The sequence below is a fragment of the Ruegeria sp. HKCCA5463 genome, assembly GCF_013034175.1.
Taxonomy (GTDB): domain Bacteria; phylum Pseudomonadota; class Alphaproteobacteria; order Rhodobacterales; family Rhodobacteraceae; genus Ruegeria.
On the sequence record NZ_WQFL01000008.1, the window covers coordinates 210,571 to 227,737 of the forward strand.

Genomic DNA, 17,167 nt, shown 5'->3' on the forward strand with positions numbered 1-17,167 from the left:
AGATAAAATTCCGGAAGATCGGAAATCCCCTTGTTTCCTTGCCTTTTCCTTTACTTGCACAAAAAATAGGCAACTTATCAAGTGCTTGTTTTTAAATGTTATTTTTTTGTATACTTAGCAAGTGTATGAAAAAAAAGACATTTTTGTAACGCGCGTGTAACACAATTGCGAGCGGTGCAAAACTTGCAGCAGAATTACTTATTCTACACCCAGAACATCCGGAGTTTTCCAACCCAGATGCTGACCGCCGTCCACACATAAAAGCTGTCCGGTGACCGCGTGTGCATCCAGAAAGTACCCAAGCGCAGCGGTTATGTCAGACGGGTTGGATCCCCGCTCCAAAACGGTATTTGAACGCTGTGTCTGGAAATGCTCTTCGCTTTGGCGGTGGCCCTGCATCGTGGGGCCCGGCCCGATCGCATTGACACGGATCGTCGGAGACAACGCCTGCGCCGCCGTTCGGGTCAGTGCCCACAAACCCATTTTTGCGATGGTGTATGACATGAACTCGGGCGTCAGTTTACGCACGCGCATGTCCACCATGTTGACGATGAGGCCGGTTGCAAGCGGCTCGCCCTTTTCATCTGTTCCAGCACTCAGCCCCTGAACTGCCATGGCCTGCGTCAGCACAAAGGGCGCGCGCAGGTTGCTGTCGAGATGTCGATCCCAGCTTTGCCGGGTTGCCGTGCGGATGTTGTCGTATTCGAAGATCGATGCGTTGTTCACCAGACACGTAATTGGCCCGCCCAGCGCCTCGGCCGCTTTGGGCAGCAGCGCCTGAACCTGAGCTTCGTCCAGCAGATCGGCCTTCAGGGTCACGGATTTTCGGCCCAGGGTCTGTACCTCTGCCGCCGTCTCCTGCGCCGGACCTTCGGATGAGGCGTAATGCACGGCCACATCGAAACCTCGATCTGCCAGATACAGTGCCATGGCCCGGCCCAGACGAATACCGGCGCCGGTGACTAGGGCTCGGGTCATGCTTCACCTCGTTTTGTCAGATCACACCAGCAATACGGTGACATAAAGCACATAAAGGAAAGTCAACACCAACCCCCAGATGCGCGAGATATCTTGTTTGAAAAATACAAACGGTATCAGCAGCAGCGATGCGCCCAGCATGACCCAAAGATCGAATTGCAGGAACTCGGGATCAACCGGGATACGACCAAACCAGGTTGCGATCCCGATGATGGCCAAAAGGTTGAACATGTTCGAACCGATCACGTTACCCAGCGCAACGTCGGCCTGTCTGCGCAAAGCGGCCATAACTGTTGTCGCCAATTCGGGCAAAGACGTTCCAACTGCGATCAACGTCAAACCAATGACCGTCTCACTGACCCCGTAGGTCCGCGCGATGATCGTTGCGTTATCTACCAAAAGATGCGCACCCATTGGCAGACCAATCAGCCCGAGGATCAGATACACCGACACCTTCCAATAAGGCATGTCAGGATCAGCTTCTTCCAGCCCCTCAAGCTCTTCGTCCACACAGGCTTCACCGCAGGCTTTGCGATGGGCTTTTGCCTCGCGGAAGGCGTTCAGAAGAACAAGACCCAACGCCGCCAGCAAGATCAGGCCGCTGAAGAACGTGAACGTTCCCAAGAATGCCAAACCAATGAACAGAACCGTCGCCATCAGCATGAAGACATAGTTCCGGCGGCTGTTGCATTCACTGGTGTGTAGAGTCGCCAGAAGCGCGGGAAGGCCCAGAACCAGCAAAATATTCGCCGTGTTTGATCCGACCACATTGCCCAGTGCGATACCGGGGGCGTTCTCTTTCAAAGCGCTGATGGCAATCAAAAGCTCAGGCGCAGACGTGCCGAAGGCCACAATCGTAAGGCTGACGATCAACGCCGGAACACCCAGACGCAGGCTCAGGTTTACAGCACCGCGCACAAGCGCATCGCCTGCAAGCAGCAGGATCAACAGCCCAAGACCAGACAGCAGCCAAGTGGTGATCAAGTCCGACCTCCTTTTTCGCAGGCACAGGGGCCTTTGCCTATGCGAAACCGTCCGCAGCGCGGACACTTGGCCGAACTCAGTTTCTTCTGCCCCGGAAAGCGCAGTTTGCCGAACATCGCCAGGACACCCATGCCAATCAGAAAAAGTGTGACAGCCTTGATGATCACGTCACAAACCAAAACGCGCGTAGGCCGCACGCTCCTCTAATCCGGCAATGGCATCCTGTGCCAGGTTGGCCCCGAACCGCGACCAGATCGGTTTGCGCACGCCATAACGGCGGAACTTGACCTTGTCGCCAAAGCGTTCCTGCATTTTGGGTTTCAGATGGGCGATACCATCGATCAAACCCAGTTCATGCGCGCGACGCGCCAGCCAGACTTCACCCGTGAACAGATCGGCACTGTGATCCAGCTTGTCACCTCGGCGGGCTTTGACATGCGCGATGAAGTTTTCGTGGATATCCCCCAGCAAACCTTGCAGGCGGGCCACATCCTCTTTCTTTTCCGGCGCAAACGGGTCCAGCATGGATTTCGACTGGCCCGCCGTATGCACGCGCCGCTCAAACCCTTGCCGCGCCAGAAAGACATGCGCGCCAAACCCGGCCGAGATTACACCGATTGACCCAAGAACCGAACTATCATCGGCCCAGATCTCGTCCGCTGCGGCAGCCAGCCAATAGCCGCCGGAGGCCGCAACATCCTCGACAAAGGCAATCACCGGCACATCCAGCTCTTCCGACAAACGCCGGATGCGGGCACCGATCAGCGAACTTTGCACAGGGGACCCGCCCGGGGAATTAAGCTCAATCGCCACGGCGGCTGGTTTTCCCTTGCGAAACGCTTTTTCCAGAACAGGCGCCAGGGTTGTGTCGTTCAACGCCCCACGCCCCGCCATTCCAATGGAACCGGACAAACGGACAACGGCCACGCAAGGGTGCTTTTTTACGAACGGCAGGCTGAGCTTCATGGGTGCCGATGTAGAGTGCCCCCAACCCGTAAACAAGGGACTCTGCCGGCGTTAAACGCGACGTGAACCAAATTCACACACCCGATGGGCAAAAATGCAACGCCTTGGCGAGGGTCAGCTGCGAATGCGCCAGCCGGTTTTGAATATCCAGCCGATAACCGCCAGGCACAGAGCCGTAAAAGCGACAATGGCAAGAAGGCTGAAAACGATCGGCACATCTGCCAGCCCGTAAAAGGACCAGCGGAAACCCGAAATCAGATAGACCACGGGATTGAACAGCGTGATGGTCTGCCACAATGGCGGCAGCATCGAGATCGAATAGAACGTACCCCCCAGAAAGATCAGTGGCGTCACCACCAACTGCGGCACCAGCGACATCTGCTCGAAGTTGCTGGCCCAGATGCCGATGATGAATCCCAGCAACGAAAAGCTGAGACAGGACAGGATCAGAAACGCGGCCATGGCGAATGGATGCTCGATCCGAATATCGACGAAAAACGTCGCGGTGACCAAAATCACCAACCCCACGAACAACGCCTTGGTTGCGGCGGCACCGACATATCCGATCACGATCTCGATGAAATTGACCGGAGCGGACAACAGCTCGTAGATGGTGCCCAGAAACTTGGGGAAGTAAATTCCGAACGACGCGTTCGAAATCGACAGCATCACCACCGACAACATGATCAGCCCCGGCACGATGAATGCACCGTATGAAACGCCCTCGACCTCTTGGATACGGCTGCCGATGGCGGTGCCAAACACCACGAAATAAAGCGACGTCGACAGAACCGGCGACAGAAAACTCTGTGCCAGAGTTCGAAAGAAACGGGTCATTTCGAACCGGTAGATGGCAGCGATTGCGGTCCAGTTCATGCGGCCTCTCCCGATACCAGATTGACAAAAATCTCTTCCAGGCTTGATTGCCTGGTCTGTACGTCGCGCAACACCAACCCGGCCTCGGACACGTCATTCAGCAAGGTCGTTATGCCGGTACGATCCGCATTGGTATCGTAGGTATAGATCAGACAATCACCTGCGCCGTTGAGGGCCAGATTGTGGCTGACCAGACTATCGGGAATTCGGTCGATGGGTTCGGTCAGCATGACTTCGATCTGCTTTTTTCCCATCTGCGACATGAGTGTGTCTTTGTCCTGCACCAGCAAAAGCTCACCCTTGTCGATGACGCCGACACGATCCGCAATCGCTTCTGCTTCTTCAATGTAATGGGTGGTCAGAATGATGGTGACACCGTCCCGTTTCAGTTCCGCCACAAGCTCCCACATGTCCTTGCGCAACTCGACATCCACTCCGGCAGTCGGCTCGTCTAGAAAAAGCACACGGGGTTCATGGGCCAGGGCCTTGGCGATCAGCACCCTCCGCTTCATGCCGCCGGACAATTCCTTGATCGCGTTGTTGCGCTTGTCCCACAGGGACAGCTTGCGCAAAATCTCTTCGATCCGCGCGCTGTCTTTGCCAAGCCCGAACAGCCCACGCGACAACCGGACCGTGTTCCAGACCTTTTCAAACGGTTCCAGCGCGATCTCTTGCGGTACAAGCCCTATCATCCTGCGCGCTGCGCGATAATCGGACTGGGTGTCATGTCCGCCAACCGTGACCACCCCCGAGGTCGGAGTCGTTATTCCACAAATCGTCGAAATCAGGGTTGTCTTTCCGGCGCCATTTGGTCCCAGAAGCGCAAGTATCTCACCCTCTTCAATATCCAGAGACACACCTTTCAGCGCCTCGAACCCATCCGCGTAAGACTTGCGAAGGTTTTTGATGGACAAAATGGTCGTCATATCCGTTCCCCGTTCCGACCGAGACCCTATCGCGCGGAACCAGCCTGTAACAGGTCAATTTCGCACAACGTGCTGCGCATTCTGTAATGGTTGTCAGAACCATGCTCAATTCCAACTTGCAATCCGTCAACCCACCCGCAAACTCTGCCACAACGGAGGGCGCCGATGCTGAATGGAATACGCATAGTCGAAATCGAAGGGCTGGGCCCCGGCCCGTTTGCCGCCATGCAGCTAGCTGATCTGGGCGCCGACGTCATCACGATCCACCGCAAAGGCCAGGCAGTAACACCGGGCATGCCGGACAACTCGCTTCTGGACCGCGGCAAACGATCGATCCCGCTTGATCTGAAGGATCCCGAAGATCTGGCGACCGCCCGTCGCCTGATTGACACGGCAGATGCACTGATCGAAGGCTTTCGCCCCGGCGTGATGGAGAAACTGGGACTTGGCCCGGATCTGTGCCTGACCCGCAACCCAAAACTGATATATGGCCGCATGACAGGCTGGGGGCAGGATGGTCCGCTGGCCGACACGGCTGGGCATGACCTGAACTACATCGCCTTGTCCGGTGCGCTCTGGTACGCCTCTCTCCCGGATCAGCCGCCTCAAACCCCTGCAACCCTGGTCGGCGATATCGGCGGAGGCGCCATGTACCTTGTCACGGGCATCCTGGCAGGTTTGATCAACGCACAAAGAACCGGGAAAGGCACCGTGGTCGACGCCGCTATCTACGACGGCTCGGCCCATATGATGAACCTTCTGATGACCATGCGCCAAACCGGAAACCTGTCTGAAACCCGCGGCCAAAGCCTGTTGGACGGTCCGCATTGGAGCCGAACCTACACCTGCGCGGACGGCGGATTTGTTTCGGTCCAATGCCTTGAACCAAAATTCTACGCCCGATTTCTTGAAATCCTGGGCCTGTCTCGGGACCCGGCGTTCCAACAACAATACACCCGCAATCTCTGGCCCGACCTGACCCGGCGCCTGGCCAAAATCTTCTCGTCCAGGCCGCGCGACCATTGGGCCAAACTGTTCGACGGTTCAGACGCTTGCGTCGCACCGGTACTCAGCCCCGACGAGGCCGCAGCCCATCCGATGAATGCGGCTCGTCAATCCTGGCGCCAGGCTGACGGCACCCTACAGGCCGCCGCCGCCCCACGCTTCTCCACACACCAGTGGCAACCAAAGCCCAGCCCGGAGCGCGGACAACACACCGCCGAGATCCTAAACGAACTCCAAGCCCCGGAAAGCACCTGACACACTCTTCATCTGGCCAGAAATATCCCGGGGGTGAATTGGCCAGCGGCCAAGAGGGGGCTGGCCCCCTCCCACGCGTTCTACCCGCCGCGCACCGTGTCGATCATCAGCTGAACGTTGTCCGGGTCGGCATCCGGAGTGATCCCATGGCCGAGGTTGAAAATATGCGGTCCCTTGGAAAACGCCTCGACGATGCGCCGGGTCTCATCCACCAGCGCCTGCCCGCCGGTAACCATGTGCGACGACGCCAGATTGCCTTGTACACAGCCATCAATCTGCACTTTCTCAGCCGCCCATTCGGGCGACACGGAATTGTCCAGCGCCACGCAATCCACGCCGGTCAAGCTTGCAAACCCGATATACCCGTCGCCTGCTTCCCGCGGAAATCCAATCACGGGGATGCCGGGATGACGTTCCTTGATGGCCTGCGTGATAACCCGGCACGGCTCGACCGCGTATTTGCGGAAAGCTTCGCCCCTCAAAGACCCCGCCCAACTGTCAAATATCTTGACCACCTCGGCTCCGGCGTCGATCTGAGCGGACAGATATTCAATCGTTGCCGCGGTGATGCGGTCCAACAGCGCCTCGAACAAAGCGGTATCACCTTCGCGCAGCGCATGCGCGGGACCCTGATCCGGCGTGCCGCGCCCTGCAATCATGTAAGTGGCCACAGTCCACGGCGCACCTGCGAATCCGATCAAGGTGGTTTCCGACGGCAATTCCCGCGAAAGAATGCGCACCGTCTCGTAAACCGGGGACAATGTCTCGTGAATTGCGTCAACAGGTTTCAACGCATCAAACTCGGCCTGCTGCGTGATGGTGGACAAACGCGGGCCTTCACCTGTCACGAACCAAAGGTCAGCCCCCAGCGCCTGTGGCACCAGAAGGATGTCGGCAAACAGGATCGCCGCATCGAACCCATATCGCCGAATTGGCTGCAAGGTAACTTCTGCTGCCAGTTCAGGATTGTAGCACAGTGACAGGAAATCCCCGGCCTGAGCACGTGTGGCCCGGTATTCCGGCAAATACCGACCCGCCTGACGCATCATCCAGATCGGCGGCACATCCTGCACTTCGCCCGCCAGCGCCCGCAGCAGCTTCTTTGTCTCGGCCATGTTTGTCCCCAGCATTCAGGTTTTGGCAACGGGTCGTCCTTCGGCGGCAATTTGTCAAGCTCAGCCCCCATTGTCAGGGCAATGTGACGCGACTAAAGCTGTGCACATGACTTTGACCCTGCCCACCCCCGCATCGCCCCTCAGAATCGGCACTCGTGGCTCGCCGCTGGCTCTGGCTCAGGCCTATGAAACGCGCCAACGTCTGAGCGATGCCTTCGATCTGCCACAGGATGCGTTCGAAATCGTGGTGATCAAGACGACCGGTGACAATCGCGCTATGATCGACGCGGATCGACCGCTGAAGGAAATCGGCAACAAGGGCTTGTTCACCAAGGAAATCGAAGAGGCGATGCTGCGCGCCGAGATCGACATCGCCGTGCATTCAACAAAGGACATGCCCGTTGAACAACCCGAAGGGCTGGTCCTGGATACGTTCCTGCCGCGCGAGGATGTGCGCGACGCCTTCATCTCACCGCGGTTGGGCTCGATCCACGATCTGCCCGAAGGCGCCGTTGTGGGCACCTCGTCCTTGCGGCGGCGGGCGCAGCTGCTGAACAGGAGGCCGGATCTGAAAGTGGTCGAGTTTCGCGGAAACGTGCAGACACGGTTGAAAAAGCTTGAAGACGGGGTTGCTGATTGCACGTTTCTGGCAATGGCAGGCATTCGCCGTTTGGGAATGGATGAGGTTCCGGCCAGCGCCATTTCCCCTGACGACATGCTGCCGGCGATCGCGCAGGGCACCATCGGCATCGAGCGGCGCAGCGACGACGTGCGCGCGGCCGAAATGCTGGACGCGATTCATCACACCGAAACGGGATGGCGTCTGGCGGCTGAACGCACATTGCTGGCCGCGCTGGACGGGTCCTGCGAAACCCCGATCGCCGGCCTTGCCGAACTTGACGGCGACACCCTAAGGTTGCGGGGCGAAGTGCTGCGCCCGGACGGAACGGAAACCGCCAGCAGAGATATGACCGGCCCCGTCGAGGATGGGCCTGAGATGGCCCGCGCGATGGCGGCTGAACTGCTTGAACAGGCGGGGCCTGATCTATTCGATTGGAAAAATTCAAAATAAATTCGTTTAGTGTGAACTTGATCACTGTAGCAGGCGGCGCGATCAGGCATTACTGTGACATACCGAAGAGGAAGTCGGGTCAGTCTCGAAAGTATCGAAAAGTTTTCAGATTGCCGGTGTTTTAATCAGTATTCGAGGGGGCGAGGCTGACCCCCGGCTTCCAAAGGTAGCGGGTCGCTGTTGAGTTCAACAGCGACCCGTTTACGTTGTGCCAGATTGCGTTGTGCCAGACCCGCGTTCAGGAAATCGCGCCAACGGCGTGACGAACGGCCTCTCTGGTCTGTTCCAGATCCGCTTCGGTAACCGCCAGCGACGGGTACAGTTTGCCCGGAGCCTTGAAGACCCCATGCGCCCGCAACGTTGCATTGTAAGTGGCATTGCGCTGCGGATCATCATGGTTTGCGCTGCGATAATCCCGACATTCGGCTTTGGTGAAATAAATGTCGAACAAGGTCTCGTCACCGCAGATGCGATGGGCAATGCCCGCCTCATTCAAAGCGTCCGATTGCATCTGCTGCAACTGCCTCCCAATCGAGCGCAGGTGTTCATAGGTGCCGTCGCGCCGCAAAACCTCCATCGTCTTCAGCCCCGCCGCTGAAGCTATGGGGTTGCCGGACAAAGTGCCCAACTGCATCAGCCAGCCCTGTTCTCCGACTTTCGATTTGTCGAAATGCTTCATGATCTCGGTGCTGGCACCCAATGCCGCCAGAGGGAAACCACCACCGGTGATCTTGCCAAGCGTACAGATATCCGGGGTCACGCCATATCGCTCTTGTGCGCCGCCGTAAGCCAGACGGAACCCGGTGACGATCTCATCAAAAATCAGCAGCACACCAAATTTGTCGCACAAGGTCCGCAAGCCCTGCAAAAACCCCGGCTCGGGCGGGATGATCCGCTGCAAGGGTTCGACCATGATCGCAGCGACATCATCATGTTCGTCCAGCAGCGCCGCCACCGCGTCAAGATCATTGAAAGGCGCGATCAGCATCTGCTCGGCCACGCTTTGGGGGATACCGGCGCTGTCGGGAACGGCCTGCGGGAAATTGACCCGGCGGCTGGGGGCCAGGCTCATCTGCGCCTCGGCGCTCATTCCGTGATACCCCCCTTCGAACTTGAGGATCTTGTCGCGCCCGGTATAGGCACGCGCCAGCCGCATGGCGTACATGTCTGCTTCGCCCCCAGAGGCAACAAAACGCACCTGCTCGCAACAGGGGACGGCTTCGATGATGGCCTCGGCCAGTTCGATGCCCTTGCTGTTGTTGGCGAAGAAGGTCATGCCTTTGGGCAATTGCTCCAGCACCGCTTCCATCACCTCGGGGTGGCCATGGCCCAGCAACATCGGGCCGGACCCGATCAGATAGTCGATATATTCCTTCCCGTCCTCGTCCCAGACATGGCTGCCCTCGCCACGGGCGATGATGATGCCCGGATCGAAGTTGCCGAAACCGCCAGCTGGCAGAACCTCTTTTGCGCGTGCTATCCACTCGGACTGTGTCTGGATCTTCAGCATCTCAATCAATCTCCAAAATCGGGGCGCCAAGAATTTCGAGGTCAGGTGTCACACCTAAACCCGGGCCTTCGGGCGGTGCAATCCGGCCGTTTTCACGGTTTGGTGCGTCAGGGCACAGGCGCGGAGCAACGTAAGAGGACAAGTCGCAAGTGTTCATCAGCGATCCATGCGGGGTCGAAGCCGCAAAATGCAGCGAGGCCGCGGTTACGATATCCGATCCCCAGGTGCATTCCGCGCAAATCTCGGCACCCAGCTGCACGGTCAGATCGCGTGCACGGCGCATTGCCGAAAGACCGCCGAATTTCGACAGTTTCAGCGCCACCGCGTCCATGCATCCCAACTCATGCGCCCGCATCAGCGATGCAAGATCAAAGGCGTTTTCGTCGATCTTCATGGGCAGTCCCGTCGACTGACGAACAGCGGCGCAGTCTTCCAGTGTTTTGCAGGGCTGTTCCAGCATCACATCCAGATGCGCCACCGCGCGCCCGGTTCGCGTTGCCTGAAGGCGCGATGCGCCGCAGTTCCAGTCGCCATACACAAGCGGTCCGGTTCCGACGGCTTCGCACACTTTGATCAGCCGCTCGGCGTCGGCTTGCCAATCACCCTCGACACCCAGCTTGACCTGGAATTGCCGAATGCCCGTCTGAAAGGCTGCCTTGGCGATGCGCGCCATTTCGTCCGGCGCGATACATGTGATCGAATGATAAAGCGGCATATCCGCCCGAGTCCGCCCGCCCAGCAACGCGTAAACCGGCACCCCCGCCGCGCGGCCGAACAGATCCCACAACGCAATGTCGACGATCGATTTCGCGTAGCTGTGGCCTTGCAGAAACCCGTCCAGCTTTCGCATCGGTGCGTCGACCCCAATTGGCGAAATCCCGAGAATCTCGGGCCCCATTTCAGCGATGGCCCCCGGTACTCCATTTGCATAGGCGGGCAGATAATGCGGGATCGGGCAGACCTCACCCCAACCTGTCAGACCTGTATCCGTCTCAAGGCGCAGGATATGAGACGTCTCGGTCGCGCAGGTCTTGCCGCCGGCCATGTGATAGGTTTCATGGCTGGTCAGATCGACGGACCAGAGTGTTATCTTGTCAATTCTCAAGCATATTCTCCTACTGGATCACCCAATGCGGCTTCGTCCGGATGCACGCCCAGCCCCGGCGCTTCGGGCAGATGCAGATGGCCATCGACGTTGCGGGGCCCTTGACCACCTGCAACATCAACCGTGATCATGTCCTGACAGGCCCAAACCGCGTGGCAATGGTCATCCGGGATCGTGGCGGCCAGATGCAGCGCCTCGGTATCGGCCAGAACCGTTCCACCGGTGGCCATCACGAACATGTCTATTCCATGGGCCAGCGCGATATCGCGCATCCGCGCGGCCTTGGTCAAACCGCCCACGCGATTCAGCTTGATCCCGAATATCTGGGCCAGACCATCGTGGGCAATCCGGACGGCATCCTGCAAGGTCACAAGGGACTCGTCCACAGACACAGGGGACGCATGAAGCCCCGAGATCGCCGCGATATCATCCAGTGTTTCGCAGGGTTGCTCGAACATCACGTTCAGGTCTTCGCAGGTGCTCATCACCCGCAAGGCCTGCTGGCGCGTCCAGCCACGGTTGACATCATACAGAACAATCTCTCCGGGCTGCCGGATGCTTTCCACATCCCGCACACGGGCAATGTCCCGCTCGACATCACCGCCGATCTTCACCGAATGCGCGACATAGCCGCGCTTGCGATACCGCTCCATGACCTCGCGCGTTTCCTCGACGGTTTTTGCCCCGACCGAGGACGCAATCGGGCGCGGTGTCCGCGATCCGCCGCCCATCAGATCGGCAATCGGCAAGCCCGCCGCCTGACCGGCAATATCCCAGCAGGCCATGTCTATGGGGCTTTTAGCATAGAGATGTCCGGGCAAGGCTAGATCCATGGCCCGTTCCACGTCCAGCACGCGACGCGGATCAAGGCCCAGGATGAAGGGGGCCATCGTTTCGATCCCGGCCCGGATGCCCGGCCCGTGCGCGGGTACATAGGTGTGCCCCCAGGGCGTACCCTCGCCCCAGCCAACCAGACCGGTATCGGTTTCGAGCCTGACCAGCGTCGCATCAAGCGTTTCGAACTTCAGGCGCCCCCCGGAAAGCCAATAGGGATGCTCGAGCGGCAAATCGACCTGAAAAACGGTAATGGTTTCAATCTTCATAAAGCATACTCCGCCACGGGTGCGCCGAGGCTTTCAAAATCGGGGGTTGCACCCAATCCCGGCGAATTGGTTGCATATAGCTTTCCGTCTTTCACGACAGGACCGCCGACGCCCGTAGATCGCGTGTTGTAGTTCATCAGATCCGTGGTGTTCTGCAGGTATTCAGGCGGGGTCGACGCCGCAAAATGGGCGACAACCGAAGACGTGATCTCTCCTCCCCAGGTGTCTTCGCTGACCACAGGGATGCGGTTGTCGATCAGGTAATCCCGTACCCGCCGGGCTTTGCTGATTCCGCCAAGGTTCGAGATCTTGAGACAACAAATCTCTGCCCCCCGGTCTGCGACGATACGCTGGGCCATATGGATCCCGGTCACGCATTCATCCAGCTTCAATGGCTGCTCGGCAATCCGGCGCACTTGCTGGCATTCCTCATACGTGCGGCAAGGTTGTTCGAGAATGAAATCCAGATCCCGGGTCTCGCGTGCAACGCGGATCGCATCGTCCACGCGCCAGCCCTGATTGGCATCGGCCATGGCTTTCTCGCCGGGTTTCAGCAACGGTACAGTGGTGCGTATCCGGTCAATGTCACTGGCCCAGTCGCTGCCCACTTTGATCTGAAACTGCCGATAACCCTGTTCCCGGCACCGGTCCATCTCGGCCACGGTTTCCTCGACCGCTTTCTGCGGAGCGACCCGGTACATTGGCGCGCCATCCGTCAGCTTGCCGCCCAACAGCATCCAGACCGGCTGATCACACGCCTGACCCAGGATATCCCAGCATGCCGCATCGAACGGAGCCTTGGCATAGCCATGCCCCTGTACCAGATGGTCCATCAGGTGCTCGATCCGCCCCACCTGACGCGGATCCTCGCCCAGCAGTTTGCCGGCGACAAGACGCGCCAGCGCAGTCACACCTTCGGAATGGGCCACCATGTAGTTTTCGCCACAGGGCGTGAACTCACCGCAGCCCTGCAAACCCGCGTCAGTGTCGATTACCACCACCGATGCGATGGCCGTTTCAATTGCGTTTCCCGCACCCCAGGCATAGGTGCCGCCGACATAGGGAAGCCCGGTCTGGTAAATTCGGATGCGGGTGATTTTCATGCGGCGTCCATTCTGGGCAGGTCGCCCATCCCTTCGCCTCGCCACAGGACAAAGGTCAGGATCGGTTGGTCCGTCGTTATCATGGCGTGGCTTTGCCAGCTTTTGTGCTGTCGTGTCTGGTTCGGGCCGACGAAGGTTTCATCCTCGTCGCTTCTAAAAACTGCTCCGCCCGCAAGGGTCAGATACAGCTCTTCCGCCTGATGGCTGTGCCAGTCATAGTCCAGACCCGCGCCCCAATATCCCACGTAGCCACGCAATTGGGTCGAGTGGAAATGCCCGGTCGGTCCGAACAGTTCGTAATACCCGTACCGATTCAGGAAATCCGCACCGACTTCCTCTTCGGTGTATGTGTGTTTCCATTGCGCCAGATGCGCGCTGGCCTTGATCGCCGCGACCAGATCACGGGTTGGCGCCACGCCATCAAGGCCAAAATCGCCCACCAGATCGGTCGCCGGTATGTGAGCAGGCTGCAAACCCGTCGGTGTCAGATCGTCCGGCCATGATGCAAACCCGGCAAGGTCAGGATGCGCCTGATGCAATTGGCGGGCCGCCTCGAGAACATCATCCAGCGTCATGGCACCACCACGATATTGCCGGTATGCTGTTTGGCGATGAACGCCGCTTGCGCGTCCCGCAACTCCTCCAAAGGATAGGTTGCGGCCAGAGCCGGCTTGATTTCGCCGGCTTCAATATATGCCACGAGGTTCTTCATGACCTCGGGTCCGATCACGGTCGAACCGGTGAAGGTCAGATCGCGCAGATAGAACGTCCGCAGGTCAAGTTCGACCATCGGACCTGCAATGGCCCCCGAACAGGTGTAGCGCCCGCCGCGCTCCAGTACGTCGATCAGGTTCGGCCAGTAAGGGCCACCGACCACATCGGCGACCACGGTGATCTTCTCGTCGCCCAGCGCCGACCGCAGATCTTCAGGTGTGCGGGGCAATATCACATCAGGGCCAAGATCGGCGACGTCGGCGTGTTTGGATTCGGATGCCATCGCAATCACACGCGCGCCACGGCGTTTGGCCAATTGAACCAAAGCACCACCCACCCCGCCAGAGGCACCGGGCACAAGAACGGTGTCTTTTTCCGTCACGTTGGCACGGGACAGCATCCCTTCGGCGGTAGAATAGGAACAGGAGAATGTGGCCAGTTCGGCATCCGACAGTTCCGAAGTGATCGGCACCGCATTGACCGCCAGAGTCGTGGTATATTCGGCGAACCCGCCATCGCGTTCCGAACCAAAATACCCTGTCTTGTTCATGTTGCCGGGATCAGCCGGATCTCGCAGCCAGCCATCCGTGATGACACGCTCGCCGATACGAGCGCTGTCCACGCCCCCGCCAACGGCAACGATACGGCCGCAGACATCTGCGCCCTGAATGCGCGGGAAGGTGATCGGGTTGCCGCCCCATGTCGGGTCTTCTTCACCGACTTCCTCGAATGCGCCACCGGTGGTCGCATCCGTTACGGTCTTGGAATACCAGCCGGACCGCGTATTGACGTCGGTATTGTTCAGGCCGCAGGCTGCGACCCTGATCAGAACTTCACCGGCCGCGGGTTCGGGGCGCGGCCAGTCTTCCTGCATCACCATCTGTTCCAGACCACCATGGCCCATTGTGACCATGGCTCTCATCGTATCGGGCAGGCTCATCAAGCGGTCTCCAGTATGGCGTCACTGCGGGGCAGCAAACTGTCGGGGTCGTAAGCAGGTTTGTCCAGAACACGGGCGGCACGGGGTTGGCCATGGATCACGACCTCCAGCTGTGTCCCGGCCTTGGCCGCTTCGGGCTTGAGGTATGCAAAAGCCAGAATCTTGCCGACGGTGTGGCCATAAGCGACCGACGCCGTGGACCCGACGACGCGCCCGTCCAGCAGAACCGCCTCTCCGCCATGCCCATCAATCTCTCCATCCGGTTCAATTGAAAGATAGGCACAGATCCAGGGCAGATCGGTGTTGAGCGCCTTGTCCTTGCCCAGATAATCCTTGTCGGTGCGCGCAAAACGCAGCACGTCGGCCTCGGCCAGAGTGACCTCGTTGGTCAACTCGCCCGCGCCTTTGAAGCCCTTCTCCATTCGCATCACGTTCATGGCAAAGCTGCCGTAGTCGGTGATGCCATACGCCTCACCTGCCGCCCAAAGCGCGTTGTAGACGTCGAGGCAGGCGGCGTTGGGCATGTGCAGCTCCCAGCCCAGTTCCCCGGCATAGGACATGCGGAAGGCCCAGACCTTGTGACCGGCGATGGTGATTTCCTGCGCGGAAAGCCAGCGGAACCCGGCATTGGTCAGATCGGCATCGGTGCAGCGCGCCAGCACGTCGCGCGAGCGGGGGCCGTTCAGGGCCAGGGCAGACCAGTCAGAGGACAGAGCGGTGATCTGCACATCCTCATCCGCGCGCTGCTGCGCCAGATGATCCAGCAAGCGCTGTTCGAAGAATGCGGCGCAGACCAGATAAAAGCGGTCCTCGGCAATACGCACGATAGTCGTCTCCAACTCGATCCGGCCACGCCTGTTCAGCATGTGGGTCAGCGTGATCGAGCCTACCTTTTGCGGCATCCGGTTGGCGGTCAGCCGGTCAAGCAGGGCATAGGCCCCCGGTCCCGAAACCTCGACCTTGGTGAAGGCGGTGACGTCCATGATGCCGACGCTCTCGCGCACCGCCTTGACCTCGGCCGCGACCATGTCGTCGGCGGGGGTGCGGCGGAAGGAGTAGTGATCGCGCTGTTCCACACCTTCCCGCGCAAACCAGCGGGGGCGTTCGAAACCATACACTTCTTCATGCACCGCGCCCTTGGATTGCAGCAGCTCATGCAGCGGCGACGGCTTGATGGGTCGCCCCTCCAAACGGTTGAAATGCGGGAAGGGAATTTCGTGGCGCAAGCAGTAATCTTCCTCGGCCTTGATCACCTGCCAGTCCTTGGTGGCATAGCTGCCGAACCGGCGCGGGTCGTATTCGCGCATCGAGATGTCAGCTGCGCCATGCACCATCCAGCGCGCCAGTTCGCGGGTCAGACCCGGCCCCCAGCCGATGCCGATCTGCGTCCCGCAGCAGCACCAATAGTTCCGAACCCCCGGCGCTGGTCCGATCAAAGGGTTGCCATCCGGCGGGTGCGAGATCGCCCCGTGCACGTCGCGCTGAATGCCCAGTTCGGCAAAGATCGGCATCCGGTTCAGGCTTTCCTCAAGCCACGGCATCACCCGGTCGTAATCCGCGTCGAACAACCAGTTTTCGTATTCCCACGGGCAGTGGTCATGCCAGACCGAGTTCGGGTTCTCTTTTTCGTAAATCCCGATCAGACCGCGCTGCTGCTCCATCCGGATATAGCCCGAGACCTTGCGGTCATCACGGATCACCGGCAGTTCGGTGTCCAGGTTCTGGAATTCAGGCACCGGTTCGGTCACGAAGTAATGGTGCGTCATCGAGGTCATCGGCAGTTGCAGCCCCGACCACTCGCCCATTTGCCTTGCATAGGTGCCGCCTGCATTCACCACATGCTCGCAGGTGATGGTGCCTTGCTCGGTCTCAACCACCCATTCGCCATTCTCGGCTTGCGTGATGTTGGTGGCGCGGCAGCTGCGAAAGATGCGAACACCTTTTTGCCGTGCTCCAGCGGCCATGGCCATGGTCACATTGGTCGGGTCCACATGCCCGTCATCCGGCGTATGCAGCGCGCCCAGAACGCCTTCGAGATTGTAGAACGGATGCAGTTCAGCCACCTTTTCGGGGCCGACAAGCTCGATATTGAAGCCCAGCGACCGACCAACCGACAAGGTGTGACGCAACCAGTCCATCTCATCCTCGGTATAGGCCAGACGGAACGAACCGCAGCCATGCCATGTGACGGGCTGGCCGGTTTCGGCCTCCAACTGACCAGAGTACAGGCCAATGTTGTAATCCACGCATTTCCCCAGCCCAAAGCTGGACGTCGAATGCGTGATCTGCCCTGCTGCATGCCAGGTGCTGCCGCTGGTCAGCTCGGCCTTTTCCAGCAGGACGGTGTCAGCGCCCCACCCTTCATGCGCCAGATGATAGGCCAGACCGACCCCCATGACACCTCCGCCCACGATGACCACGCGGGCATGTGACGGCAGATTCTTCTCGGACATGATTTTTCCTCTTCCCGAGTCGCGTTTCTGCTCGACAGGCTAATTCCACAAATGTACCATCG

At 59.2% G+C, this 17,167-nt stretch carries 15 protein-coding genes; 2 read left to right on the forward strand and 13 right to left on the reverse strand.

Annotated features, from left to right (window positions below; genetic code table 11):
* Positions 1-198 precede the first annotated feature (198 nt).
* The 5 genes from GOW09_RS17310 to GOW09_RS17330 all read right to left on the reverse strand — a co-directional run bounded on the left by GOW09_RS17310 (position 199) and on the right by GOW09_RS17330 (position 4,730).
* Complete coding sequence (locus GOW09_RS17310; RefSeq protein WP_171119785.1) at positions 199-978, reverse strand: SDR family oxidoreductase; 780 nt, start codon at positions 976-978, stop codon at positions 199-201.
* Positions 979-999: 21 nt separating this feature from the next.
* Entirely contained in the window at positions 1,000-1,959 is a 960-nt protein-coding gene (locus GOW09_RS17315) for a calcium/sodium antiporter (RefSeq protein WP_171119832.1), read from the reverse strand.
* A gap of 171 nt (positions 1,960-2,130) precedes the next feature.
* Positions 2,131-2,928, reverse strand: coding sequence for a S49 family peptidase (locus tag GOW09_RS17320; RefSeq protein ID WP_171119786.1), 798 nt, complete (start codon positions 2,926-2,928; stop codon positions 2,131-2,133).
* Positions 2,929-3,042: 114 nt separating this feature from the next.
* A complete protein-coding gene (locus tag GOW09_RS17325; RefSeq protein ID WP_171119787.1) occupies positions 3,043-3,804 on the reverse strand; it encodes an ABC transporter permease in 762 nt (253 codons plus the stop codon).
* Complete coding sequence (locus GOW09_RS17330; protein WP_171119788.1) at positions 3,801-4,730, reverse strand: ABC transporter ATP-binding protein; 930 nt, start codon at positions 4,728-4,730, stop codon at positions 3,801-3,803. Before GOW09_RS17330 ends, GOW09_RS17325 begins: the two co-directional genes overlap by 4 nt.
* A gap of 165 nt (positions 4,731-4,895) precedes the next feature.
* Here GOW09_RS17330 and GOW09_RS17335 point away from each other — a divergent pair, with 165 nt between their 5' ends.
* A complete protein-coding gene (locus GOW09_RS17335) occupies positions 4,896-5,990 on the forward strand; it encodes a CaiB/BaiF CoA-transferase family protein (protein ID WP_171119789.1) in 1,095 nt (364 codons plus the stop codon).
* Between the two features lie 80 nt (positions 5,991-6,070).
* On the opposite strand, the gene hemE is transcribed toward GOW09_RS17335, so the two are convergent.
* Entirely contained in the window at positions 6,071-7,105 is a 1,035-nt protein-coding gene (gene hemE, locus GOW09_RS17340; protein WP_171119790.1) for a uroporphyrinogen decarboxylase, read from the reverse strand.
* A 106-nt stretch (positions 7,106-7,211) separates the two neighbouring features.
* Here hemE and hemC point away from each other — a divergent pair, with 106 nt between their 5' ends.
* Complete coding sequence (gene hemC / locus GOW09_RS17345) at positions 7,212-8,177, forward strand: hydroxymethylbilane synthase (RefSeq protein WP_171119791.1); 966 nt, start codon at positions 7,212-7,214, stop codon at positions 8,175-8,177.
* Positions 8,178-8,415: 238 nt separating this feature from the next.
* Here the strand turns inward: hemC and GOW09_RS17350 are convergent, their stop codons facing one another.
* The 7 genes from GOW09_RS17350 to GOW09_RS17380 are packed head-to-tail and all read right to left on the reverse strand — an operon-like array spanning position 8,416 to position 17,105.
* The gene (locus GOW09_RS17350) at positions 8,416-9,687 is read right to left on the reverse strand and encodes an aspartate aminotransferase family protein (protein ID WP_171119792.1); all 1,272 of its coding nucleotides are present in this window, start codon (positions 9,685-9,687) and stop codon (positions 8,416-8,418) included.
* Between the two features lies 1 nt (position 9,688).
* Positions 9,689-10,792, reverse strand: coding sequence for a mandelate racemase/muconate lactonizing enzyme family protein (locus GOW09_RS17355; protein WP_171119793.1), 1,104 nt, complete (start codon positions 10,790-10,792; stop codon positions 9,689-9,691).
* Positions 10,789-11,895 carry a mandelate racemase/muconate lactonizing enzyme family protein gene (locus GOW09_RS17360; protein ID WP_171119794.1) on the reverse strand — a complete coding sequence of 369 codons (1,107 nt, stop codon included), beginning with the start codon at positions 11,893-11,895 and terminating at the stop codon, positions 10,789-10,791. Before GOW09_RS17360 ends, GOW09_RS17355 begins: the two co-directional genes overlap by 4 nt.
* Complete coding sequence (locus tag GOW09_RS17365) at positions 11,892-12,998, reverse strand: mandelate racemase/muconate lactonizing enzyme family protein (RefSeq protein WP_171119795.1); 1,107 nt, start codon at positions 12,996-12,998, stop codon at positions 11,892-11,894. The genes GOW09_RS17360 and GOW09_RS17365 overlap by 4 nt, the downstream gene beginning before the upstream one ends.
* Complete coding sequence (locus GOW09_RS17370) at positions 12,995-13,573, reverse strand: dimethylsulfonioproprionate lyase family protein (RefSeq protein ID WP_171119796.1); 579 nt, start codon at positions 13,571-13,573, stop codon at positions 12,995-12,997. The genes GOW09_RS17365 and GOW09_RS17370 overlap by 4 nt, the downstream gene beginning before the upstream one ends.
* The gene (locus GOW09_RS17375; protein WP_253284277.1) at positions 13,570-14,652 is read right to left on the reverse strand and encodes an alcohol dehydrogenase family protein; all 1,083 of its coding nucleotides are present in this window, start codon (positions 14,650-14,652) and stop codon (positions 13,570-13,572) included. Before GOW09_RS17375 ends, GOW09_RS17370 begins: the two co-directional genes overlap by 4 nt.
* Positions 14,652-17,105, reverse strand: a complete 2,454-nt coding sequence (locus GOW09_RS17380) for an FAD-dependent oxidoreductase (protein ID WP_171119797.1) — start codon at positions 17,103-17,105, stop codon at positions 14,652-14,654. Before GOW09_RS17380 ends, GOW09_RS17375 begins: the two co-directional genes overlap by 1 nt.
* Positions 17,106-17,167 lie beyond the last annotated feature (62 nt).

What these genes read in the sequence shown, in the direction of transcription:
- GOW09_RS17310 (WP_171119785.1), bottom strand. Translation starts at nt 978, where the DNA reads ATGACCCGAGCCCTAGTCACCGGCGCCGGTATTCGTCTGGGCCGGGCC.
- GOW09_RS17320 (WP_171119786.1), bottom strand. Translation starts at nt 2,928, where the DNA reads ATGAAGCTCAGCCTGCCGTTCGTAAAAAAGCACCCTTGCGTGGCCGTT.
- GOW09_RS17325 (WP_171119787.1), bottom strand. Translation starts at nt 3,804, where the DNA reads ATGAACTGGACCGCAATCGCTGCCATCTACCGGTTCGAAATGACCCGT.
- GOW09_RS17330 (WP_171119788.1), bottom strand. Translation starts at nt 4,730, where the DNA reads ATGACGACCATTTTGTCCATCAAAAACCTTCGCAAGTCTTACGCGGAT.
- GOW09_RS17335 (WP_171119789.1), top strand. Translation starts at nt 4,896, where the DNA reads ATGCTGAATGGAATACGCATAGTCGAAATCGAAGGGCTGGGCCCCGGC.
- hemE (WP_171119790.1), bottom strand. Translation starts at nt 7,105, where the DNA reads ATGGCCGAGACAAAGAAGCTGCTGCGGGCGCTGGCGGGCGAAGTGCAG.
- hemC (WP_171119791.1), top strand. Translation starts at nt 7,212, where the DNA reads ATGACTTTGACCCTGCCCACCCCCGCATCGCCCCTCAGAATCGGCACT.
- GOW09_RS17350 (WP_171119792.1), bottom strand. Translation starts at nt 9,687, where the DNA reads ATGCTGAAGATCCAGACACAGTCCGAGTGGATAGCACGCGCAAAAGAG.
- GOW09_RS17360 (WP_171119794.1), bottom strand. Translation starts at nt 11,895, where the DNA reads ATGAAGATTGAAACCATTACCGTTTTTCAGGTCGATTTGCCGCTCGAG.
- GOW09_RS17365 (WP_171119795.1), bottom strand. Translation starts at nt 12,998, where the DNA reads ATGAAAATCACCCGCATCCGAATTTACCAGACCGGGCTTCCCTATGTC.
- GOW09_RS17370 (WP_171119796.1), bottom strand. Translation starts at nt 13,573, where the DNA reads ATGACGCTGGATGATGTTCTCGAGGCGGCCCGCCAATTGCATCAGGCG.
- GOW09_RS17375 (WP_253284277.1), bottom strand. Translation starts at nt 14,652, where the DNA reads ATGAGCCTGCCCGATACGATGAGAGCCATGGTCACAATGGGCCATGGT.
- GOW09_RS17380 (WP_171119797.1), bottom strand. Translation starts at nt 17,105, where the DNA reads ATGTCCGAGAAGAATCTGCCGTCACATGCCCGCGTGGTCATCGTGGGC.